The sequence below is a fragment of the Halostella sp. PRR32 genome (assembly GCF_034808085.1).
Taxonomy (GTDB): Archaea; Halobacteriota; Halobacteria; order Halobacteriales; family Natronoarchaeaceae; genus Halostella; species Halostella pelagica.
Map to the genome: position 1 here is coordinate 18056 of NZ_JAXHGL010000003.1, position 22129 is coordinate 40184.

Below are 22129 nucleotides of genomic sequence, written 5' to 3' on the forward strand. Positions count from 1 at the left end.
TCGGCGCTGACGGACGCCCAGTGGTGACACTGGGTGACCGAACGGGTTTTTCAGTCCCGGGTTCCCTTCATGGCCCTCTCGTCTCGCTTATCAGGCCGGCGATCGCACGGCGTTTGAGCATGATGAACCCGGCGAAAACGACGATAAACCCGACGACAGTCACGGGCGTGATCGACTCCCCGAGAACCACGACGCCGACGACAGTCGCAACGACCGGCACCAGATAGGTGACCAGCGACGTTTCGAGTGCACCCCGTACTTCCAGAAGCGTGAAGTAGATGAAGAAGGCGATAGCGGTGGCGAAGATCCCCAGATACACGACAGCGACCCCCGCCGGCACCGTAGTCGGGAGGGTGAACGACTCGCCGATGCCGGAACTGACGGCGTGAAGGATGACCCCGCCGATGAGCATCGACCACCCCGCGAGCGTTATCTTGTCGAGCGTCGGCCGTAAGCGCTGTATCAGAACGCCCCCCAGAGCGACGCCTGCGACCTGCAGCAGGATCATGAAGCGACCGACGACGTTCGCTCCGAGCAAGTTTGCGGGGTCCGGGCGGACGATAAGGCCGACGCCGGCGAAACCGAGGAGGATCCCGACGGCGTCCCGCGCCGAGATCTCCTCCTCCGGTAGAAGGCCCAGCGCCCACAGCGACGTTACGATGGGAACGAGACTCTGCATGATAGCCGCCACCCCGCTGGGGACGGTCTGTTGCCCGATGAACAGAAACGCGTTCGCGGCGATGAGAAACACTCCGCCGACGACGACGGCCTTGACGTTCTGACGGGTTGTCGGCCGCCACGTGATGTCTGCGACGAGAGCGTAGCCGAGCAGGAGGACGGCGGCGATGTCGTATCGGAAAGCCGCAAAGAGCACCGGCTCGAGCGATTCGAGGCCGACGGCGATCGCGAGAAACGAGAGCCCCCACAGAACAGCGAGGGATCCGAACAGTCCGACAGTGGCGAAACGGTAGTTCACGGATCGACAACGGAGTGCCGGACAATTACCGATCCCGGTTCCGGCCGGTGCGTCCGGATTCTCTCCGCGGCGCGGTCCCAGACGTTCGACCGTCGGGGCGCGAAGCGTTTCCGTACTCGAGCGCTTTACTGCCTGCAGACGTCCCCGAGTTCAGGCGCAACCGCATCGAACCCATCGGCGGCGAGTTCGTCCGCGAAGGGTTCACACCTGTCGCCGTGGTTTACGAGGATCCGAGCGTCCCGGTATGAGTCGAGGAAATCCAGCAGCCCGGTACGGTCGGCGTGTGCCGAGAAGTCGTACGACTCGACCTGCGCGCTGACCGGCATCACGCGGCCGTCTATCTCGGCGCGGCCGGAGTCGAGCAGGTTCCGTCCGGGCGTCCCCTCGACCTGGTAGCCGGTGAGCGCTATCTTGTTCACCGGCAGGTTCCGTATCTCCGGGATATACGTCATGGCAGGCCCCCCTGAGAGCATCCCGCTCGTCGTGACGACGACCGTGTTTTTGTCGGCGATCCGCTTGCGCTGACCGTCCCGGCCCGTGACGAACCGGGCGTTGGACTGGGCGCGTTGCAGAGTCTCACCGTCGCGGACGAACTCCGGATACTGCGCCAGCATCTGCGTGACTCCCTTGCCCATCCCGTCGACGTAGCAGTCGATATCGTGCGCGTCGCAGACCATGAGCATCTCCTGCGTGCGCCCGATGGCGAAGGCCGGGACGACGACGGTGCCGCCTTCCCACAGCGTCGTCCGGACGCTCTCGGCGAACGCCGATTCGATGCGGTCGCGCGCTTCGTGGGTAACGTCCGAGTACGTGCTCTCACAGACGACCACGTCGGCATCCGGCCGCGCAGTCGATTCGGAGACAAGTCGCTGTCCGCGGATCGGTTCGCCCCGGCGGTCAGTTCGGCCGGGAGTGTCGCCGTCGCTTTCCGGGCCACCGGCGTGGAAATCCCCGGTGTACAGCAGTCGCGTGTCGCCGTCATCGACGAGTACGTGCGCGCTGCCGGGGATGTGGCCAGCGTTGTAGAACGTTATCTCGTGGTCGGCGGCCTCGAACGTGTCCGCGTAGCCGTGCGTTTCCGAGACCTGCGTGACGCGTTTGACTTCGGTTTCGGTGAAGGGGCATCTGTACGACCCACCGTGTAGCTTGAGCGTGTCGCGGGCGAGCGTAAGCGCCAGTTCCCGCGTCGGTGGCGTCCAGTGGATCGGCGGCCGTCGGTCCCCGGAGAGCAACGAGGGGATCGCCCCGACGTGGTCGAGGTGGCCGTGGCTGACGACGACGGCCTCGGGGTCGACCGAGTCAACCGGGAACTGCGGCGGGGTCCCCGTCTTCATCCCGTAATCGAGGAGAAGACGGTCGTTGACGAGGATGGCGCTCCGGCCGACCTCGCGAGCGCCGCCGAGAAACCGGATGTCCATTGCCAAGAGATAGCCGCTCGGGGCGTTTGGGTTCGTCGGTTCCACCGGACGGATCCGGATCGGTGGTCTGGTCCGGCTTTCTGTCCGAAGCGGTAGCCGTGGCGCTCACGCGGCGTCGATGCGGCCTCGTCTAGTCTGGGAACCGGGCGCTCCCCGGACCGGTATCAGGCGCTACAAACCCTGTGAAGGTCGTCTAGGGAGTCGATGTCCCAGGTCGGATACACGTTGAAGTCCCAGTCTCGGCGGTGGGGCCGACGGATGAACGCCGAGTCGATGCCGGCGTTCTCGGCGGCTTTGATGTCGGACTCGTTGTCACCGACGAACAGCGCGGACTCGGCGTCGAGGTCGGCGAGCGCGCGTTCGAGATAGTGGGGGTCGGGCTTCCGGAGGTCGAGGCTCTCGACGGTCGGTTCGCGGCCGTAGGCGGTGCCGAAGTGGTCCGAGATGTCGAAGTGGTCCAGAAGGAAATCGACCGTCTCCTGCTGGTTGGAGCTGACGATCCCCTTTGCGGTGTCGAGGTCGGCCAGCGTGTCGATGTCCCCGTAGGGCGTTTTCCGCCCCGCGCGGGCCTCTTCCTGCTGGGCACGGGACAGCGTGCGGTCGCGAGCGCGCCAGAACGTCTCCGGGTCGAGGTCGTACAGGTCGCAAATATCGCCGACTTGGGCGGGGGTCGCGCCGATAGTCATATCCTCTACGTGGTCCGGGTCCAGATCGGTAACATCGAACTGCGCGAACGTCTCCTGCGTGGCTTCACGAAGGACGTCGAAGCTCGTTCGACCGACGAGGACACCGTCGTTGTCGAAGATGACGGTATCGTAAGTCATATTATGTAATGTGCCGCCGCCGGTATAAGGGTTTCAGTCACCTGGCCGCAGGTCCGCGGGGATGGGTTCACCGGGACGGACGAGACGAATTGGCTCGGAGCAGCGCCTCAGAACGCGCTGTCGGAGTGTTCCCAGTCCTCGTAGTATTCGCGCTGGCGTTCGGTGAGGTCGTCGACCGCAACGTCCAGCGTGTCGAGCTTCCGGTAGGCTACCTCGCGGTCGAGGCGGTCTGGGATGGCGTACAGGCCCGGCGCGAGCTCCTCGCCACTTCCCCCCGCGAGCATGTCGCGGGCCGCCTCGAACATCATCGCGAACGTCGTGTCCATCACCTCGGCGGGGTGGCCGTTACTGTGTGGACCGGTGAGGTTCACCAGACGCCCCTCCGCGAGCAGGTTGATCCGCCGCCCGTCGTCGAGGTGATACCGGGTGACGCCGTCGCGGGGTTCGGTCACGCGTTCGGCGGCGTCTTCGAGGTCTGCGATGGCTATCTCCACGTCGAAGTGGCCCGCGTTCGCGAGGATCACTCCGTCCTGTAGCTCGTCGAGATGCTCCTCGCGAACGACGTCGCGGTTGCCGGTGGAGGTGATGACGTAGTCGGCCTCACTCGCGGCCGCTTCCATCGTCTCGATGCGGTGGCCGTCCATGTGCGCCTCTAGCGCCTTCCGCGGGTCGACCTCGGTGACTATCGTCTGTGCGCCCATGCCGCGGGCCTTGCGAGCGATCCCGCGTCCGCAGTAGCCGTAGCCGCTGACGACGACGGTCTTGCCCGAGAGCATCGTGTTGGTGGTGATCATCACGTTCGACAGCGAGGACTCGCCGGTGCCGTGGACGTTGTCGAAGAAGTGCTTCATCGGCGTGTCGTTGACGCCGTACACCGGGAATTCGAGCACGTCGTCCGCTTCCATCGCTTCGAGACGGGTGATCCCGGCGGTCGTCTGTTCGCCGCCGCCGACCACGTGACGGGCGATTTCGGGGTGGTCCGCGTGGACCTTCGCGATCAGTTCGCACCCGTCGTCGAGGATGAAGTCCGGTTCCCGTTCGAGCAGGTCGTGCTGGCCCGCCTCCCACGCCTCCTCGCTCATCCCGGCCTCGACGAACGTTTCGATGCCGGGTTGGTCGCGGAGGGTGTCGACTACCTCGGCCTTCGTACTGTGCGGTTCGCTTCCCGTGACGAGGACGTCCGCTCCCGCCTCGTTCAAGGTCTCGACCAGTACACCGGTCTTCTGTTCGAGGTGCGACGCCAGCGCGACCGTGTAGTCGGAAAGCGGTTCGTCATCGCCGTACTCCTCGGCGAGCGAGCGAAGGATCGGTGTGTAGTCTCGCGTCCAGGCGAGCGGGTCGGTTTCGTCGGACATAGTGGGGTTCTCTACCGTGCATCCCCATAAACCCCGCCAAGGACCGTCTAATTTGCCCGTTTGACGGTTCGGGGATCAGACCGTCCCGTACCCCTGTAGACGGAGGTATACCGACCCGACGACGAGCGCGAGGCCGAACGCGGCGACCGCCCAGTCGGTCGGGCCGAACGGCTGCCGGTCGTAGAAGGTCCGGTCGCCCCGCGTGTCGAACCCGCGGGCCTCCAGCGCCATCGCCTGCGTCTGGACGTTACGGATCGCGGTCATGAACACCGGTATCAGGAGCGGGATGTAGCTCCGGAGCGTCTCGACGGGGTTGCCGCCGCCGACCTCGTGACCTCTCGCGGCCTGGGCCTGCCGGACGGTGTTCGCCGACCCCAGAAACGTCGGGAACAGACGCAGTGCGGTGCCGACGGCGAAACAGAACGCGTACGGGAATCCGAGCGACCGCATCCCGGCGACTATCTCCTCGTTCGAGGTGGTCGTCACGAACAGTAGCCCGCCGACGATGAACGCCGCTATCCGCTCGGAGCGGCCGAGCGCGAACAGCAGTTCCCGCTCGGTGAGCGTTCCGAGTGGGGTCTCTAACAGCACTGGACCGCCGGACTCGGCGAACGCCGGCCAGACCGCGAAACCGACCAGAAACAGCGCTGCGACGATAAACGAGAGGCGCTTGAAGTTCGCCCACCCGCCGACCAGCAGTAGCGCGGCGAACGTCGCCGCCAGCGGGACGAACACCCACAGCGGGTCGCCGAAGACGTACACCGTCACGAACACCCCTACGAGCAGCGCCAACTTCGACCGAGCGTTCAGCCGGTGGAGGAACGTGTCCCGGTCCACGTACAGGGAGGGAGAGGAACTCATTCGTTCTCACCTCCGCTCGTCTGTCCGGTGCCGGACCCGCCGTCAGTCCGGCCGCCGCCACCGTAATCGGGGCTATCGCGCACTCCCGTCTCCTCCCCGCCGGCCTCCGCGTCTACGGACGAGGCGTCGGACCCTCCGAGCCCCTGAACGACCTCCGTGACCGAAAGCGCGGGGAGCGCGTCCTCTTGACCGGACACGCCGGCGAGCCGATTCGAGAGATCAACCGGCTGGGGCTGTTGGAGTTCCCACTGCTCTAAGGCCGACTCGTCAGCGAACAGCTCCCGCGTGGGTCGGTCGGCGACTTTCCGCCCGTCTGCCATCACGACGGTCCGCGGGGCGTACCGTGCGACCGTGCGCATGCTGTGGGTGACCATCACGACGGTCAGGCCCTCCTCGCGGTTGAGACGGGCGACGAGGTCCATGAACTGGTCGCGTTGGGTCGCGTCGAGGCCGGTCGTCGGCTCGTCGAAGACGATCACGTCGGGGTCGGTCGCGAGGATCGACGCGAGCGCGACCCGCTGTCGCTGTCCCTTCGAGAGGTTGAACGGGTCCGCCTCCTCCAGCCCGTCGAGTTCGACGGTTTCGACGGCCTCGCTCACGGCGCGTTCGAGCGCCTCGCCCTCCATCCCGAAGTTCTCGGGACCGAAGGAGACCTCCTCGCGGATGGTGTCGGCGAAGATCTGGTGGTCCGGGTTCTGGAACACGTATCCGACCGACCGACCCACCTCCCCCATCGAGAGTTCGGAAACGTCCTGTCCTCGCCAGCGCGCGCTACCCGCGTCGGGTTCGAGCAGTCCGTTCAGCTGTTTGGCGAGCGTCGTCTTGCCGCTCCCGTTGTGCCCGACGATGGCGACGACTTCGCCCTCGCGGACGGTGAGGTCGACGTCGTCGACCGCTCGCACCGACTCCCGGTCCGTCTCGTACTCGTAGACGATGCCGTCGAGTTCGAAGAGGGGGTCGCCGGGGTTCTCGCCGGTTCCGGCGGGGGTCCCCGGGAGCGTCTCCCCGCGGTGTGCGGGGGGCGTCCACGCGAGGTCGCTGTCCTCGACCGCCGTAACGGCCTCCGCCGGCGTAAGCGGGAGTTCCTCGCGAGACCAGCCGATGCGGTCGAACACGTCCACCACCGGCGGGACCGCTACGCGGGCGTTCCGGAGGGCCTCGACGTCGGTGAACACCTCACGGGCCGGTCCCTGTCGGTACACCTGCCCCGCGCGCAACAGGACGGCGTGGTCTGCGAGCAGCGCTTCCTCGATATCGTGCGTGACCATCACGATCGTCTCGGGTCCCCGCCAGTCCTCCGGCGCGCTCGCCTCGTCGCTGTCGGCCAGCGAGCGGATCACTTCCAGCGTGTCGTGGCTCCCCGCGGGGTCGAGGTCGCTGGTCGGCTCGTCGAGGACGAGCAGTTCGGGGTGGTTCGCGACCACGCCAGCGAACACGAGACGCTGCTTCTGGCCGCCCGACAGCGCTTCGGGCGGCCGTCGCCGGTCGAGGTCGCCGAGTCCGACGACTTCCAGCGCGTGGTCTATCCGGGGGTCGATGTCGGCCGGCGGGACCGCCAGGTTCTCCGGGCCGAACGCGACCTCGCTCGTCACGCTGGTCCCGAACAGTTGGGCCTCGTAGTCCTGGAGAACCATCCCCACGACTTCGGCCATCTCCGGGACGCGAGCGTCGGTGGCGTCCCGTCCGAGTACGTCGACGCTCCCGTCGAACGACCCGGTGAGAAAGCTGGGAATGATCGAGTTGAACGTCCGCAGCAGCGTCGATTTACCGCCGCCGCTCGCTCCCATCATAACGGTGAACGACCCGGCGGGGACGCCGAGGTCGATCCCGCGGAGGACCGGGCCGCCGCGTTCGTCCGGGTCGTAGTCAGCATCGTCGGCGAAACTGTCGGCCGGCGGGAGATCCGAACCCCGTTCGTAGGCGAATACGACCTCTTCGAGGGTCGCTGCATCCCCGCTGGCCGGGTCGTTGTCCATCGTATTCTCGTCAAGTCCCGCCCGGGACTAAAAACTGAGCGATTCGGCTAATCGAGCAGCTTCGACAGCCGCTCGCCTGAGATCACTGTCAGACCGAGCACGGCCAGGAAGCTGATAGCGCCGATGGCGATCTGGACCGTCGAGCCGCCGGCACCGAACTGTTCGCCCTGAGACGCCCCGAACGGTACGTCCTGGATGCCCAGCGAGACGGCGATCCCGACGGCGGCCCAGACGACCGAGACGACGGCGAGACCGAACGCGGCGGTCTGGGCCCGCGAGGCCGAGGCGTCGGGCAGATCTTCGTCGCGCAGCAGGTCGGGGTAGAGAAGCCCCATGTCCTTGATTCGCGGGTACGTCAGGTAGAGAAGCGGCGGTCCGAGGACCACCGACGCGATCACGTTGTTCAGCAGGATGATCGTGCCGAGCACCGAGAAGGGAAACAGTCCGAGTACCTCGAGCCCCCAGGCGATGATCGACGCACACAGCGCCGAACCGACGACGACGACGATGACGTATTCGAGGAGCTGTCTGCCGGCGTTTTCACGGAAGTTGGGCTCGACACCGCTCGAAAGCGCACCGAGGTTGCCCCACAGCTTGTACCCGATCAACCCGAAGAAGAAGTTCCCGATAAACCCGAACAGGCTTCCCGGGCCGAAGGTACCGGCGAAGACGTCGTTGATCAGGTTCCCGATACCGGACCCCCAGGCCGCCGCCGGACCGAACAGTATGCCAAATATCACGGGGATGACGTTCCCCGGACGAACAGCGGTGATTCCCGGAATTATCACGAGACCGGCAAAGGGTATCAGTAGCGCGGCGTACACAGCGGCGACGACGGCTACCAGCATTATCATTCGTGTATCCCGCCACATCGTGACCAGTTCTTTCATCATCGAAAACACTTCTCAACAGATACTTAAAACTGATCGAAACTTGTCAAAGATCGGAATAGGGTGCGCCACACCGATGGTCTGACTCGATCCTCCGCGAGCGAGGTGGTGACGAACAGACTTCGGTGTCGAACGCCGATCCCACCGACCCGATCCTATCAGGCGTTCGGCGCGTCGTCCTCGTTCCAGCGCGTCACGACGAACTGCTCGTAGCCGCCGTAGGCCGCCTCCAGCGCACCCATCCACCAGTTCCACCGTTCGGCCGGCGTCCCCTCTCGGCAGTCTGCGAGGTTTTCGACGATGATCTCCGGGGTCAACTCGTCGCCGCGGTCCGCCTCGAACTGCTCGGAGTCCGTCAGGTCCGTGGCGGCGCGGGCGACGGCGCGCCGTTCCGCCGGCGTGCCGCCGAACGCCTGGCGCAAGTGGAGCATCAGAACCTCGCGTTCCATATCTGGGACATTGTCGGCTGTATCTCCTTTAAGAGTTCGACGCTCCCGGCTGTGTCGACTCCGCACGCGAGTCCGACCGCCAGCCCAGTCTCGGTCCGGCGGGTGATCGCGGCTCTCGCTCGGGACGGAACGTTTCGATGTCCTTTTGGGCCGCGACCGACTGGTTCGACGCATGGCAAGCTTCACAATCGTCGTCTCGGACCCCGAGTCGGGCGAGACGTACCAGCGAGAGGCGGACGACCAGGACGCGAACCGATTTATCGGCCGGTCGATAGGAGAGACGGTCGACGGCGGCGCTGTCGGCTTCGACGGCTACACGCTTGAGATCACCGGCGGCTCCGACGACGCAGGCCGCCCGATGAGCGGCGACGTCCCCGGGCCGAACCTGCAGGAGGTCCTCTCCGACGGCGGGACGGGTTTCAACCCGACCCGCGATGGCGAGCGCAAGCGCGTCACCGTCCGCGGCGGCGAGGTTAGCGAGGCCGTCTCGCAGATCAACGCCAAGATCACCGAGCGCGGCGACCAGTCCGTCGACGAACTCCTCGGCGAGAGCGACGAGGAGTAACTCCCCGTTTTCCCCGAACGTATCACCGTCACAGCCGTTACGCCACCCATGGCCGACCGAGTTCCAAGCGACCACGACTCCGTAACGACCGTCCGAGCGACGCTCTCGACCGCCGGCTCGACCCGACGACGCCGCCTCGAACTCCCCGCCGACGCGGCCGAGGAATTCCCCGCCGACGAGGTCGTCCGTCTCGTCGTCGACGGGTCGGAGTTCCACGCCCGGATCGAGACCGCCCTGACCGACGAAACCCGGATACTGTCCGGAGCCTACGACGCCCCGCGCTTCGCTCGCTCTCCCGGCGACGCGCCGGACCGTCTCGGCCCGTGGCTCGACGACGTCGACGTCGCGGTCGGCGACTCGGTCCTCGTCGACGTGGTCGAACCCGGATTCAAATACGGCGTCCGCGAACCCGGCGAACGGGTCGTCTACGAGGCGACCGAATCACCCGATGATAGTCTCGCAGCCATCGCGGAGCGGGTGGAAGACGAGCGCTAACTGCCGCAAACCGCCGCATCCGCCAGCGCCGCGTTCCGCTCAACCGTCACGTATTTGACCTGTTCTCACAGTGTAGATATCATGAAACGACGCACTTACCTGCGGCTACTACCGGCTACCGCGGTAGCCGGTGCAGCAGGCTGTTCCTCGTCGGGCGACGAACCGGACGAAGGCGACGATACAGACGCCGATACTGATACCGACACCGAGACGGCGACCACAGAATCGGCGTCGACCACAGAACCGACGGCGACGCCCGAGGAGTCGCTCGACGCCGCGGCGGCGGCACTGAACGAGGCGTCCGAGGGGATCGGCACACAGTCCGACGCATTCGGTGAGGACGAGGAGTCGTTCGACGAGAGCGGGATCCGCCAGTCGATCACGACGGCGAACGACCACCTCGACGCGGCGGAGGAGGCCGACCTCTCCGAGGACCAGCAGGCTGATGTCGAGGACATGCGAAACGTCGCGGCGTACTTCTCTCTCCTGACGGACACGATGCTCCAGTTGGACCGCGGTTTCAACGAGGTGGACGTCGCCCAGAGCTACGTCGACACCGAACGGTTCGACGACGGGATCGAATCGCTCGACGACGCGCGCTCGGCGTTTCGCGACGCCAGTGACGACCTGTCCGACGCCGAGGACGCGTTCGAGGCGCTCGACGAGGGGTCGTTCGAGCGCATCGACGGGACGACGTACGCCGAGGTCGAGGATTCCATGCAGATGGCCCGCCAGCTAGTCGACATGATGGATCCGTTCCTGACGGGTTACCGGGAGTTCGTCCGCGGATACGAGCGGTTCACCGTCGCCACTACCGCGCTCGACGAGGAGCGGTATCAGACCGCTGCCGACGAGTACAGCACCGCATCGGTTCGGTTCGGCGACGCGGAGTCAGCGTTTACGGACGCCGAGGAGTTCGCACCGGCGGACATGCAGTCCTCGGTTATCAGCCTCACCTGCTACGCCGCGGCGCTTGCAGACGCCAGCGAACACTTCGCCGAGGCGGCGCGGGCGCTTGACGAGGGCGACGACCAGACCGCAAACGAGGAGGCCGAGGCCGGACAGGAGGCCGTGAGTCGCTGCGATTCGTCTCCCGCCGCGCTGGCGATGCCGGCGCTCTAACGCGTCCCTTTTCCCCGTCGCCCGCCAATCGCGAGTATGACCGATTCGAAACGCGATGCGTTTCTCGCGGGGGAACGACACGAGGATATCGCGTTCTACCTGGCCGAGGACGCGGTCGACGACCTCGGAAAGCTACGCGACTACGGAGTGGACGTCCCGGACGGCATCGTCATCGTCGTCGACGGGGAGAACGGCCGGAACGCCTTCCAGACGGCGACGGGGCAGGACCCGATGGCGTTCGCGAAGCAGGCGATGGCCGAAGACGGGACGGTCCACGCGGACCTGGCCGGCGGCGACTGTCCCGAGGGCGACGGTCCCGACCACGCGGTGCGGTTCGTCTTCGCCTTCTCCGAGGAACAGAACGAGGAGGTCGGCGACCTCTACGCCGAGGGCGACGTGATCCACGCGTACGCCCAGTGCGAGTGCGGGACCGCGTACTCCCAGAAGTGGGTCGTCGGCGAGCGATAACGCCCCCGAGTTCGAGAGCGGCCTGTTCTCCGCCCCCACGACGCGCCCCAGGTGGCGGCGCGACTACCGCGTCTCGTCCACGGTGTCGACGAGTCGCCGGACCCGCTCCTCGTCGACCGGGTTCGTCGTCACCCCGCCCTCCTTCAGCGCCGTGCCGACGATTGCGCCGTCCGCGACCGACAGCAGCGACGCCGCGTTCTCCGTCGTGACCCCGCTTCCGACGATAACGGGGGCGTCGAGGCCCGCCTCGTCCCTGGCGGCGGCGGCCGCCGCGACCGCCTCCGTCGCGACCGCGTGACCGGTACCTGCGCCGCTGACGATGACGCCGTCGGCGAGCCCTCTCTCGACCGGTTCGGCAACGGTCTCGGCGTCGAACCGTGACGCGGCGGCCTCCGGGGCCCGCTGGTCCCCGTCCGCATCGTGGGCCGTATCGCGGGTCGCCAGCGGTGCGGAGTGTTTCACGTCCAGGTCCGCGAGGACCGACGCCTCGCAGTCCAGGCGCTCGCGCAACCGGACGGTCTCGTGGGCCTGCCCCTCGACGACGCCCTGGTCCGTCACGCGTGCGCCGACATGGACGTTCGCACGGACGAAGTCGGCCTCGACCGCGGCCGCGACCGACAGCGCCGCTTCGACATCGTTCCGGAGGACGTTGATCCCGAGCGGGAGGTCGACGGCGTCCCGGACCTCGCCCGCAACCCGGGTCATCGAGGCGACCGCGTGCTTCGGGACATCGTCGGGATAAAACGGTGCGTCGCCGAAGTTCTCCATCATGAGTGCGTCGACGCCGCCTGCGGCGAGGCGGCGGGCGTCCCGCAGCGCGGTCTCGCGGACCATGTCGAGGTCACCGTTGGACCTCGGCGCGCCCGGCAGCGGCGGGAGATGGAGCATGCCGACGATCGGTTTCTCGGCGTCGATACTGTCGAAGGTCATTGGTCCCCATCGGAGTCCGTCGGTTCGCCGTCCGCGACGTCTTCCGGCACCAGTTCGCGGAACGCGTCGAGGATGACCTGCTTCGTCACGGCACCGCGGGTCGTCCAGTGGTTGGCGTAATCGAGCATGTCGTCGTAGATGTCGGGCTTACAGCCCGCGGCCTTGGGGTGGCCGCCGCCGTTGACCTGGCGGGCGACCTCGTGACAGCGCTCGAATTCGTCGGTGCCGCGGATGCTCGCGCTCCCGGCTGGCTTGACGACGACGGAGGCGTCCGCACCTTTCTCGCGCATCGCTTCGGCGACTTCGTTCTGGGAGCAGCGGCCGTAGGTGACGCCGACCGTCCAGGGGCCGATCTCGCGCACGTCGGCGCGGTCGACGGCCCGGCGTATCAGTGCCTCCTTCTCGACGCGTTGCTCCTCGATGAACTCGACGACCTCCTCGGGCAGGTCGGGGCCGTGGCGCATCACGGTGTCTACGTACTCCTCGGCGTCGCTCCAGTACGAGAAGTCCGCCAGGTCGTCGCTACGCGGGTCCTCGCGGATCCAGAGGTCGTGGTCGCGGGTCACCGCGGCGAGTTCCGTGTAGTGCCGCGGGAAGTCGTGGTCGAGCGAGCGGAGCGCCACGTCGGCAGAACACTCCTCGTCGCTGTCGCCGACGACCAATTCCGCGCCGGCGTCGCGGACGGCGGCGGCGACGTCGTCTTCCCACTGATGGTGGTCGAACCACCGAACTGTGTCGGCCGTTTCGACGGCCGCGTCGAGTTCGTCTTCCACGTACTCGTAGCGGTCGGGACAGAGGTCACAGACGAACAGGTCGATCCCCTCGGTGCCGTACTCCGCGACGTACTCGATACCGTCCTCCAGGTCGTGCGGTCCCGCGGGAACGAGCGCAACGTCGTGGGAGACGCGGCCCGGCGCGTCCTCGACGACGGCGTCGAGCGAGAGATCCGATTCGGTGTCGGAACTGTCGTCTTCCGCGGTGTCAGGAGCGTCAGCGTCGTCTCCGCCGTCAGCCGGCGGGTCGTCGCCGTACAGTTCTCGGATCAGCGCGACGCAGGCGAGGCCGTCGGCGTCGGGGTCGGCCACGACGGCCACGCTGGCACCGTCGAGCGCCTCGGCGGCGGCCTGTTCCTCCTGGCTCTCCTCTAGCGAATCCGGGATGAAAAAGCCCTCTCCGGGGATGACGGACTTGCGGGCGAGCGAGAGGTCGCTGCTCTCGATGAGTGAATCGTCCATACCCGTACCTCCGTCCCGCGCGGCAAGAACCCGCCGGTTCGGCGTCTCGCCAGCCCGGTCCCCGCGTTACACGTCGGCCGCGGGCGCTATTCGTCTAGTTGCCGTACCGTCAACACGGGCGTGGGACAGGACCGGACGACCCGTTCGGCGACGCTGCCGATGAGAAACCGGTTCTCGCCGTGACGGCCGCGCGTTCCGGTCGCCACGAGGTCCACGTCGTTCTCCCTGGCGTAGGCGCAGATCTCGCCCGCGGGGCGGCCCTCCCGGACGGCGGTCACGACCTCGCGGTCCGCCCGCTCGCTGACCGCGTCAAGCGCGTCCTCGCCGCTTTCTTCGAGCGCTGCGCGCATCTCGTCGCGGATCGATTCGGGCGAGGAGTCCACTTCGCTCTCGTCGACGACGTACAGGGCGTGGACTTCGGCGTCGAATCGTCGCGCGAGGTCCAGCGCGGTTTCGACAGCCCGTTCCACGCTCTCGGACCCGTCGGTTGCGATGACGACCGTCTCGAACATACTGTTCGTTTCCCCCGGGCGTGGCTTTAAACCTCGGACCACGTCGCCGCCGCGGAGACGGTCAGAACAGTCCTCGGCCCGGACGGGGTCCGTTCGAGGGCCAGATTTTTGCTCCCTGCTTTCGCACGATGTTGTATGGAAACGGAACAGGCCCTCGACGCGGACGACCCGCTGGCGGTCGAGACGGTGCTCGTCCCCGTCGACGGGAGCGACTCGTCGGTACGCGCCGTCGACTACGCCGCCGCCGTCGCGGACCGATACGACGCCACCGTCCACGCCGTCTACGTGCTGGGCGAGGAGATGGTCCGCGCTATCGAGACCGACTCCATCGACGAGACGGAGGCGGCCAACAAGGCGCAGTCGTTTATCCGCGACGTCGCCGACCAAGTCGCGGAGTACGACGTGTCGATGACGAACTCGACGGCCTACGGGTTCTCGACGACGAGCAAGATGACCCACCCGGGAAGCGTCGTCCTCGACACCGCCGACGACGTGGACGCCGACTTCATCGTCGTTCCGCGGGAACCGCTCTCCGGCGAACCCGGCGAGATACTCTCGAAGGCCGCCGAGTACGTCCTGTTGTACGCCAGCCAACCCGTCCTCTCCGTGTGACCGGCGGTCAGTTCAGGCGGAACGACATCTCCAGTTCGAAGCTCTCGGCGTTGGTCGTCTCGAACCCGACTTTCTCGTAGAGGTTTACCGCGGCCGTGTTCCAGCGCTCGACCGTCAGCCACACGTTCTCCACGCCGTTTCCCCGGCCGTATCCGAGCAAGGCGTCCATGAGTCGGCCCCCGATACCGGACTCCTGATACTCCTGAAGGACGAAAATAGCGAGTTCGTACGACTCGCCGTCGTCCCCGTCGGGGACGAGCGTGGCGTGGCCGGCCGCCCGGTCGCCGTCCCAGGCCACGACGTTCAGCCCCTCGTCGACGAGGGTTTCCAGCCACCCCTCGATACGATCCTCGCCGGTCGGGGGGATCCCCTGCGCGCGGTCGGCGGGGTCAAACGCCGCGTACATCTCGGCGAGGGCGTCGAACCCGTCCGGGTCCAGCGCCCGGATCGTGATCTCCCGCTTCTCACGGTCCTCGAACGTTTGGGGGGGTTCGGAGAACCTGTCCGCCTGTTCGTCCGAGTGTGGTCGGTCGCCGGTCATCGTACCAGCGTCACCGACACCTGGGCGTTCAACAGGACGAACTCCGTGATCGACCCGAGTTGAATTTTGCCCATCGGACTGCGCTGCCCGCCGCCGATGACCAGCCTGTCGAACCCCTCGCGTTCCGCTATCTCGACTAGTTCGCTCCCCGGGTCACCCGATACGCGGCGGATCGTCGCGTCGATGTCGGCCTCGTCCAGACGGTCCCGGGCCCTCGCCTCTACTTCGTCCGGCGAGGACTCGTGGTCCGTCTCCTCGAGGATGGCGACCGTCAGGTCGTCGTTCGCTTCTACCGCACGTCGTACCGTCTCTTCGAGCGCTGCGTCGGTCTCGTCGCTCCCGGCGATGCCCAGCAGTACTTTCATTGACCTCGTGTTCTGCGGCCCGTCTCAAAACAGTTGGGAACGGCCGGAGAACGTCCGAACCGAACGACATCTCCGAGAACGGACACGCGGATTCGCCATCGAACCGACCCCGCTCGACCCCGTCACCGCGGCGTGACAACCCTTTTGCCCACCGCTTCGTAAGGGAGCGACATGAGCGACGACGCGCCGAAGACGGTCGCCGGCACGGACGCCCGCGACGACGACTCCGCTTCCGCGGACGACGACCGACCGACCGACGACGAGTCGGAACCGCAGACAGATACCGTCGTTGAGACGTCGCCGGCCGCCGGTGCGGAAGACGGGCCGGAAGACGACGATCCCGCGACTGACGACCCGCAACCGCGCGTCCCCGAGGACGTCCAGAAGTACGACCGCTTCCAGAAGATGGACGGCGCGCAGTACGACCGCGTCAACGAGTTCCTGCGGGACCGGACGTACATCACGGCCCGCGAGTGGGCTATCGCCCGTCTGTGCGCGGACTTCCGGACGGAGACCGGCGTCGAGATGACGAAGATAGGCGAGAACCTCCCCGAACTGGTCCCGTTCATGACCGACACCTACTCGCCGCAAGCGGTCAACCAGGCCAGGTCGTCGTTCGAGGACAAGGTCCGCACGGCCGGCGCGACGTTTCTCTACGGCGCGATGTCGGATTTCTTCACCGCCGAGGAACTCGACGAAGTGATGTACGAGACGACCGAGGTCGCGAAGTTTCTACTCGAAGTCGAAGGAGTCGACCTCTCCGTCGAGGAAGAACTCGAAGCGGAGGACCGCATCTCCGGCGTGATGCGAGAAGTACGGGCGTCGAGCGAGGAACTCCGCCACGACGGAACGGAGTGTCCGGAGTGCGGTCACGAGATCACCGGCGACGATTAGGCCGGTACTCCCCCGTGCGGGGTTCCTCCCACGGGCGCGTTCTCAATCCTTCAGGTTGTCCATCTTAGCCAGGTCGTACAGGAGGGACAGTTGATCCGTTACGGTACGTCTCTACTGCGTCTACAGCGGTGCTTGTTAAACTTCCACTCCCTCGCACGGTGTTTGAATGAGGTGTGTGGGAAAAAGTAAACGCCGTTGCAGAGAAACGGAACCCCATGGTCGACAGCGCTGTGAGTTTACTCACCTTCTGTTTGATCCCGGTGGGGATCTTCGGTCTGTTGTTCTGTCACGAGTTGGGTCACGCGCTCCCGGCACTGCTGGCGGGCGGACGAGCGCACGTCACCGTCGGAAGCCACGACGGTCGGACGGTGACGCTCGGGCGACTCTCAGTTACGGTCGGGATGGACGGGTTCCGGAGTCTCTTCACGTACGGCGACATACAGTGGAGCGGCCCGGATTCGACGTTCGTACGGGCCGCGGTCATTCTCGGCGGTCCGGCCGTGACCGTCAGCGCGGTCGGCGTACTCGGTTTCGTACTTCTGCGCGGTGTCGACGGCTCGCTGTTCTGGGTTCTGGGGAATATCCTCGTGAGCGAGGGGTACAGGGCGTACCAGACGGTCGTGCCGAAAACGTACTCGAAGGGGCCGTACGAAGGGAAGCCGAGCGACGGGAAGCGGTTTCTACGCCTGATCCGGGCCTGAGGCGTTGTTTTCGGTGATGTGCATCTGCCTGCCGCTTCGAGAACTATTCTCGCACGAGAGGCCGCAGTGGCGGTTTTGAATCCCTGTCTGTTCCGATACCTGTTCCTATTTCTCGCCCGGCGGAAGCAATGGGCCCGGGTCCGCGGGTTCGAAGGCGACGACCTCGTCGACCGAGAGCGGCCGCAGGTTGATCGGGAGTTCGTCTCGCTCCCGCACGCCGGCGAGCGTGTCCGACGCCTCCCGAACGGCGTAGAACGCCGGGACGAGAACCACCTGGCCGCTGTTTTTGTCCTCGACGGCGACGACGAGAAAGACCGTGCCGCCGGTCGACGCGCGGAACACCTCGAAGGAGTCGAAACTGGTTCCCTCGGTCTCGACTGCCTCGCTGACCGTGTCGAACTCGTCGTCGGGCACGAGGATGTCCAGGCCGAACCGCTCGTGGTCCGGCGGGAGCGGCGTTACGTCACCGGGATGAACCTCGATAACGTCCCACCCGTTGTCGCGATACTCGGCGGCTGTCGCCTCCATGTCCGTGATGACCTCGTCCCAGAAATTCATGACCGTCTCGTCGGGGCCCTGACTCATGGTGAAACGGCGACGGCGGATCCTGAAAAACGTTCTCGTTATCTCGTCGGGTTAATAATGTAGAAAACTATTTTACGGCTGACGGCAGGATACGACATAGTGCGCGACCTACTATCCATCTCCGGTATGCGAACGCAGTTCGCCACCGACCGCGGCCACGTGAAGGCGGTCGACGGGATCGACCTGACCGTCCGCGAGGGGGAGACGGTCGGTCTCGTCGGCGAAAGCGGATCGGGCAAGAGCGTCACGGCGCTGTCCGCGATGGGACTCGTCGACGACCCTGGCGAGGTGGTCGGCGGCAAGGTCGAACTCCACGACCCGGACCTCGCGGACCGCCTCTCGGAGGAGCATCCCCGCCAGGCCGACGACTTCATCGACGAGACGGCCGGCAGCGTTGACCTCGCCAGAGCGCCGGAACCGGCGATGCGGTCGATCCGCGGCGGCGAAATGAGCATGATCTTCCAGGACCCGATGTCGACGCTCAACCCCGCGCTGACCGTGGGAGAGCAGGTCGCCGAGAGCCTGCAACTCCACCAGTACGGCGGGCGGAAGGCCGACACCTGGTGGAACGGCCTCCGGGAGACGCTCCCCTCGTTACGGGGCGGCGGCATCAGCGAGGAGGTGCTGGAAGCGACCGCGGAGATATTAGCGGAAGTCGGCATTCCCGAACCCGAGGCGCGACTTGACGACTACCCCCACGAGTTCTCCGGCGGGATGCGCCAGCGCGTCCTCATCGCTATTGCTCTCGCCTGCAGACCGCAGTTGCTCATCGCTGACGAACCGACGACGGCGCTCGACGTGACGATCCAGGCGCAGATACTGGACCTCATCAACGACCTGCAGGACGAGTTCGGTATGTCCGTCCTGTTTATCACGCACGACCTCGGCGTCGTCGCCGAGACGTGCGACCGCGTGGCGGTGATGTACGCCGGAGAGATAGTCGAGGAGGGTCCGGTCGAGGAGATATTCCACAACCCCAGCCACCCCTACACCTACACCCTGCTCGAATCGATCCCCCGCGAGGACAAGAACCGCCTGACCCCTATCGAGGGGAACGTTCCCGACCTCATCGACATGCCGGAGGGCTGTAATTTCGCTCCGCGGTGTCCGTGGGCCCAACCCGAATGCCGGGAGGGGGAGATCCCGTACCTCCAACACGGTGCAGACGGCGTCGACCACCGCTCGAAATGCGTTATGGAGGAGTTCGACAAGTCCCAGTACGGAGACGACCGGGCCGACATCAGCGCCGAAAGCCGGACGTTCGGCGGCGAACCGCTCGTTTCCGTCGACGGACTGAAGAAACACTTCTCGCAGGCCGACGACCTTCTGGATAAGTGGCTGGACGACGAATCGAAGCCGGTCCAGGCCGTCGACGGCGTCGACTTCGACCTCTACGAGGGGGAAACGCTCGGTCTCGTCGGCGAGTCCGGTTGTGGGAAGTCGACGACCGGGCGGGCGCTGCTTCGCCTCACCGAACCGACCGACGGGACGGTGCTGTATGCGGGCGACGACCTGGCGACGCTCGACGACGACAGCCTGCGCGAGCGCCGCAAGGACATGCAGATGATATTCCAGGACCCGCTCTCGTCGCTGGACCCGCGAATGAGCGTGGCACAGACGGTTATGGAACCGCTGAAGATCCACGACCTCCCGGAAGAACCGCCGGCGGACGATAGCTCGAAGCGCCAGCAGCGCCAGGAACGCGTCGACGAACTCATCGAGGCCGTCGGTCTCGACGTCGACCAGCGGGACCGCTACCCGCACGAACTGTCCGGCGGGCAGCGCCAGCGCGTCGGCATCGCACGAGCGCTCGCGGTCGACCCGGATTTCATCGTCTGCGACGAGCCGGTTTCGGCGCTCGACGTCTCCGTCCAGGCGCAGATACTCAACTTGCTGGAGGACCTACAAGACGAGTTCGACCTGACCTACCTGTTTATCGCCCACGACCTCTCGGTCGTGCGCCACATCACCGACCGCGTCGCCGTGATGTATCTCGGCCGGATCGTCGAGATAGCGGAGACGAAGACGTTGTTCGCCGACCCGAAACACCCGTACACGCAGGCGTTGCTGTCCTCGATTCCGGAACCGGATCCGCTCGTGGACACTGACGACCGGATCATTCTCGAAGGCGACGTTCCGAGCCCCATCGACCCACCCAGCGGGTGCCGCTTCCGGACGCGGTGTCCGAAAGTGATCCCGCCGGACGACCTCGACATCGACCAGGCGACGTTCCGCGAGATCATGGACTACCGTGAGCGCGTCGAGAACGAGAACATCTCGGTCGAAGCGATCGAGGAGTCGTCGATCGACGTCGCGGACTCCCGCGCAGCGGCGGACGGCGGACAGGCCGCGACGGCGGACCAGGTGGAACCGGACGAGACACGAGAGGACGCGACGGTGCCGGAGCTTCGGGCCCGCCTCTTCGACGGGCAACTTCCCGCGAACGTCCGGGACGTGATAGACGAGTCGCTCCGCCTCGTCGTCGACGGGGAATGGGAACAGGCCGCCGACCTCCTCCGCGAGAACTTCGAGAGCGTCTGCGAACGCGAGGATCCGAAACTGGGTGACGACGACCATCCGGCCGCCTGTCACCTCTACTCGAATAGTTAACTACTCCCGTCGTAAATTCTCGTTCTCTCCGGAGCTACGTTTGGCAATACCTACCGCAATTCCGGTATATTTATACCGGAAGTACAGGCATAATGTGTCCATGGCACGTGACATAGACCGTCGTAATTTCCTGAAGGCGGCAGGCGGTGCCGCGGTAACGACTTCGATGACTGCCGGGTGTCTCTCAGGGATCCTCGGAGAAGGCGATAACGACGGAGGGGAGGGGGGAACGCTCACCTACGGCCGAGGTGCGCCATCCGACACGCTCGATCCGCAGTCCTCGACGAGCGGCGAGGTTGCGAAAGTGACCAATCAGGTGTACGAGCCTCTCATCGGCTTCGAACCGGGTACCGCGACGCTCGCGGAATCACTGGCAACGAACTGGGAGATGGACGGGACGACGGCGACGATCGAACTCCGCGAGGGCGCCGAGTTCCACAACGGCGACGAGTTCACTGCCGAAGACTTCATCGCCACCTACCGCCGGTACCTCGACGAGGACTACGACTACTACAACGAGGATGGGTCGATCTACGGTCCGTATCTGCTCGGCTCTGTTGAAGACGTCACCGCCGAGGACGACTACACGCTGACCTTCGAGATATCGAAGCGGTACGCCCCGTTCATGGCGAATCTGGCCGTGTTCGCGCTGGTCGTCCTTCCGAAATCCGAGATCGAGGCCGAAACCGACTTCGCGACGGAAATGGTCGGCACCGGCCCGTTCGAGCTAGACAACCTCAACGAGGGGAGCGGCCAGGTCCGACTCACTGCGAACGACAACTACTGGGGCGACGGCCCGAACGTCGACGAAGTGGTGTTTCAGGTGATCGGCGAGAACTCGACGCGAGCCTCGTCGCTCAACGCGGGCGAACTCGACATCATCGACGGCCTCGACTCCCAGACGGTCGGTCAGGTCGAGGAAGGCGACGGCGAGGTCCGTCGTATCGCCGGCATGAACGTCGGCTACCTCGCCATGAACGGCGCCGAGTTCGAACCGTTCCAGGACAAGCGCGTCCGGCAGGCGATGAACTACGCTATCGACACGGAGGCACTGGCGAACAACATCTACCAGGGTATCGCCACGCCCGCCAGCCAGCCTATCACCGAGTCCATCCTCGGATACAACGAGGACCTCGACCCCTACCCGCACGACCCCGACCAGGCGCAGTCGCTTCTGGAAGAAGCGGGATACGGCGACGGGTTCGACCTCGAAATCGCGGCGTTCCAGAACCCCCGCGCGTACAACCCGTCTCCCACGCAGGCCGCCGAGACGATCAGTTCGTACCTCGAAGATATCGGCATCAACGTGACGATCGAACAGCAGACCTGGGAGTCCTACCTCGAGTACACCGGTACGGGTAAGCACGACGCCTGTTTCCTCGGCTGGATGACCGACAACGGCGACCCGGACAACTTCTACTACGCTCTGCTCCACCCGCAGATCGACGTGCCCGAGGACCAGGACTTCGCCGACTGGGACGCTGATGGGTACAACACCTCTAACCGAGCAGCCTGGGCCAACAACGAGTTCATGGAGCTCATCGAGGAGGGCCAGACCACGTACGACGACGGCGAGCGAGAGGAACTCTACCAGCAGGCCGGGGAGATATTCCACGAGGAGTGTCCCTGGGTCCCGCTGGTCCACACCGAGGAGATCCGCGGCGTCTCATCGGACATCAACAACTACGTCGTCGAACTGATCGGGGGTCCGTTCCTGGCACAGGTTCAGCTGAACTAATTCCCCC

23 protein-coding genes are annotated in these 22129 nt (G+C 65.8%); 9 read left to right on the forward strand and 14 right to left on the reverse strand.

All coding sequences use genetic code 11. The features are described from left to right. Positions 1–67: 67 nt before the first annotated feature. From SM753_RS09920 to SM753_RS09955, 8 genes are all read right to left on the reverse strand, one after another. Positions 68–976 (reverse strand): EamA family transporter, encoded by a 909-nt coding sequence (locus SM753_RS09920; RefSeq protein ID WP_323191476.1) that lies wholly within the window; start codon positions 974–976, stop codon positions 68–70. A 125-nt stretch (positions 977–1101) separates the two neighbouring features. Further along, positions 1102–2394 (reverse strand): MBL fold metallo-hydrolase, encoded by a 1293-nt coding sequence (locus tag SM753_RS09925; RefSeq protein ID WP_323192075.1) that lies wholly within the window; start codon positions 2392–2394, stop codon positions 1102–1104. Between the two features lie 164 nt (positions 2395–2558). Next, positions 2559–3218, reverse strand: a complete 660-nt coding sequence (locus SM753_RS09930; protein WP_323191477.1) for an HAD family hydrolase — start codon at positions 3216–3218, stop codon at positions 2559–2561. Between the two features lie 107 nt (positions 3219–3325). Beyond that, positions 3326–4573, reverse strand: a complete 1248-nt coding sequence (locus SM753_RS09935) for an adenosylhomocysteinase (RefSeq protein WP_323191478.1) — start codon at positions 4571–4573, stop codon at positions 3326–3328. Between the two features lie 75 nt (positions 4574–4648). Then, a complete protein-coding gene (locus SM753_RS09940) occupies positions 4649–5434 on the reverse strand; it encodes an energy-coupling factor transporter transmembrane component T (RefSeq protein WP_323191479.1) in 786 nt (261 codons plus the stop codon). Beyond that, the gene (locus SM753_RS09945) at positions 5431–7410 is read right to left on the reverse strand and encodes an energy-coupling factor transporter ATPase (protein WP_323191480.1); all 1980 of its coding nucleotides are present in this window, start codon (positions 7408–7410) and stop codon (positions 5431–5433) included. Before SM753_RS09945 ends, SM753_RS09940 begins: the two co-directional genes overlap by 4 nt. A 47-nt stretch (positions 7411–7457) precedes the next feature. Next, entirely contained in the window at positions 7458–8303 is an 846-nt protein-coding gene (locus tag SM753_RS09950; protein ID WP_323191481.1) for a QueT transporter family protein, read from the reverse strand. 155 nt (positions 8304–8458) lie between these two features. Continuing rightward, positions 8459–8749 carry a hypothetical protein gene (locus SM753_RS09955; RefSeq protein ID WP_138796535.1) on the reverse strand — a complete coding sequence of 97 codons (291 nt, stop codon included), beginning with the start codon at positions 8747–8749 and terminating at the stop codon, positions 8459–8461. A 172-nt stretch (positions 8750–8921) separates the two neighbouring features. Between SM753_RS09955 and SM753_RS09960 the strand changes: the two genes are divergently transcribed. The 4 genes from SM753_RS09960 to SM753_RS09975 all read left to right on the forward strand — a co-directional run bounded on the left by SM753_RS09960 (position 8922) and on the right by SM753_RS09975 (position 11399). Continuing rightward, positions 8922–9314, forward strand: a complete 393-nt coding sequence (locus tag SM753_RS09960) for a 30S ribosomal protein S6e (protein ID WP_135533987.1) — start codon at positions 8922–8924, stop codon at positions 9312–9314. A 48-nt stretch (positions 9315–9362) separates the two neighbouring features. Further along, positions 9363–9809: a hypothetical protein gene (locus SM753_RS09965; protein WP_135533986.1), complete on the forward strand. Its 447-nt coding sequence runs from the start codon at positions 9363–9365 to the stop codon at positions 9807–9809. Positions 9810–9890: 81 nt separating this feature from the next. Continuing rightward, positions 9891–10931 (forward strand): hypothetical protein, encoded by a 1041-nt coding sequence (locus tag SM753_RS09970; RefSeq protein ID WP_323191482.1) that lies wholly within the window; start codon positions 9891–9893, stop codon positions 10929–10931. Positions 10932–10967: 36 nt separating this feature from the next. Next, on the forward strand, positions 10968–11399 hold the full coding sequence (locus SM753_RS09975; protein ID WP_323191483.1) for a DUF5807 family protein: 432 nt from the start codon (positions 10968–10970) through the stop codon (positions 11397–11399). A gap of 63 nt (positions 11400–11462) precedes the next feature. Here the strand turns inward: SM753_RS09975 and SM753_RS09980 are convergent, their stop codons facing one another. The 3 genes from SM753_RS09980 to SM753_RS09990 form a co-directional block, all read right to left on the reverse strand. After that, on the reverse strand, positions 11463–12329 hold the full coding sequence (locus tag SM753_RS09980; RefSeq protein ID WP_323191484.1) for a BtpA/SgcQ family protein: 867 nt from the start codon (positions 12327–12329) through the stop codon (positions 11463–11465). Continuing rightward, the gene (locus SM753_RS09985; RefSeq protein WP_323191485.1) at positions 12326–13564 is read right to left on the reverse strand and encodes a recombinase RecJ; all 1239 of its coding nucleotides are present in this window, start codon (positions 13562–13564) and stop codon (positions 12326–12328) included. The genes SM753_RS09980 and SM753_RS09985 overlap by 4 nt, the downstream gene beginning before the upstream one ends. A gap of 86 nt (positions 13565–13650) precedes the next feature. Then, positions 13651–14076: a universal stress protein gene (locus SM753_RS09990; RefSeq protein WP_138796539.1), complete on the reverse strand. Its 426-nt coding sequence runs from the start codon at positions 14074–14076 to the stop codon at positions 13651–13653. 135 nt (positions 14077–14211) lie between these two features. Between SM753_RS09990 and SM753_RS09995 the strand changes: the two genes are divergently transcribed. Then, positions 14212–14688, forward strand: a complete 477-nt coding sequence (locus SM753_RS09995; RefSeq protein ID WP_138796540.1) for a universal stress protein — start codon at positions 14212–14214, stop codon at positions 14686–14688. Positions 14689–14695: 7 nt separating this feature from the next. Here SM753_RS09995 and SM753_RS10000 read toward each other — a convergent pair whose 3' ends face one another. Next, on the reverse strand, positions 14696–15229 hold the full coding sequence (locus SM753_RS10000; protein ID WP_323191486.1) for a GNAT family N-acetyltransferase: 534 nt from the start codon (positions 15227–15229) through the stop codon (positions 14696–14698). Next, a complete protein-coding gene (locus SM753_RS10005) occupies positions 15226–15594 on the reverse strand; it encodes a universal stress protein (protein WP_135533978.1) in 369 nt (122 codons plus the stop codon). The genes SM753_RS10000 and SM753_RS10005 overlap by 4 nt, the downstream gene beginning before the upstream one ends. 171 nt (positions 15595–15765) lie before the next feature. Between SM753_RS10005 and SM753_RS10010 the strand changes: the two genes are divergently transcribed. Both SM753_RS10010 and SM753_RS10015 read left to right on the forward strand, forming a co-directional pair. Further along, the gene (locus tag SM753_RS10010) at positions 15766–16488 is read left to right on the forward strand and encodes a DUF5806 family protein (protein WP_323191487.1); all 723 of its coding nucleotides are present in this window, start codon (positions 15766–15768) and stop codon (positions 16486–16488) included. 215 nt (positions 16489–16703) lie between these two features. Further along, positions 16704–17189 carry a hypothetical protein gene (locus SM753_RS10015; protein WP_323191488.1) on the forward strand — a complete coding sequence of 162 codons (486 nt, stop codon included), beginning with the start codon at positions 16704–16706 and terminating at the stop codon, positions 17187–17189. Between the two features lie 105 nt (positions 17190–17294). Here the strand turns inward: SM753_RS10015 and SM753_RS10020 are convergent, their stop codons facing one another. Beyond that, entirely contained in the window at positions 17295–17774 is a 480-nt protein-coding gene (locus tag SM753_RS10020) for a hypothetical protein (RefSeq protein WP_323191489.1), read from the reverse strand. Positions 17775–17873: 99 nt separating this feature from the next. Between SM753_RS10020 and SM753_RS10025 the strand changes: the two genes are divergently transcribed. Both SM753_RS10025 and SM753_RS10030 read left to right on the forward strand, forming a co-directional pair. Next, on the forward strand, positions 17874–20384 hold the full coding sequence (locus tag SM753_RS10025; RefSeq protein ID WP_323191490.1) for an ABC transporter ATP-binding protein: 2511 nt from the start codon (positions 17874–17876) through the stop codon (positions 20382–20384). A gap of 100 nt (positions 20385–20484) precedes the next feature. Beyond that, positions 20485–22122 carry an ABC transporter substrate-binding protein gene (locus SM753_RS10030; protein ID WP_323191491.1) on the forward strand — a complete coding sequence of 546 codons (1638 nt, stop codon included), beginning with the start codon at positions 20485–20487 and terminating at the stop codon, positions 22120–22122. Positions 22123–22129 lie beyond the last annotated feature (7 nt).